This window comes from Arthrobacter sp. H41, from assembly GCF_000520535.1.
In the GTDB taxonomy this organism is placed as follows: domain Bacteria; phylum Actinomycetota; class Actinomycetes; order Actinomycetales; family Micrococcaceae; genus Arthrobacter_D.
Window position 1 is genome coordinate 1 of record NZ_AZRZ01000504.1, and the last position, 507, is coordinate 507.

At 64.5% G+C, this 507-nt stretch carries 1 pseudogene; it reads right to left on the bottom strand.

The features are described from left to right. Window positions 1–507: pseudogene (locus Y705_RS22075) on the bottom strand (hypothetical protein); the annotation flags it as partial.

A 507-nucleotide genomic window follows, 5' to 3' on the forward strand; every position in this document is an offset into this window, starting at 1 on the left:
GGTGGCACCACCCAGGGCCGGCACCAACGCCGCAGCACCATCAATGAAGGGCTCCGCCAACGCAGACCGCGACAACTGTCCGGTGATGGTAACGCTTGCGCTCGTGCTGCCGATGGAGTCGATGCGCACGGTAACGCCCTTCACGGTGCGGAAGGTCGAGCCCTGCTGCCAGGCATGGTTCTGGTTGTAGTACCCGGTGAACGGGTAGCTCGAAGGGGTCAATGCCAGGGACGCGGCATCGGGCCAGTTCCCGCGGGCATCCTCCTTGTGGATCATCACACCGCGGTTCTTGTTGGTTGCGCCGCCGTCGCTCGCACCGACGGGTGTGCGGAACTCGAGGTAGTAGGTTTCCCTGGTGGCGGGGTCCACGAACTTCACTGCCCGCCGGGCCGCGGTTCCCGCCCAGGGCTGGAGGGTGAAGGATTTTGAGCCTTCGACCACACCTGCATCAAGGATTTCATCCCCGCGGCCGAATCCGCCGTATTCCCAGAGGTAGGCGTTGATCGG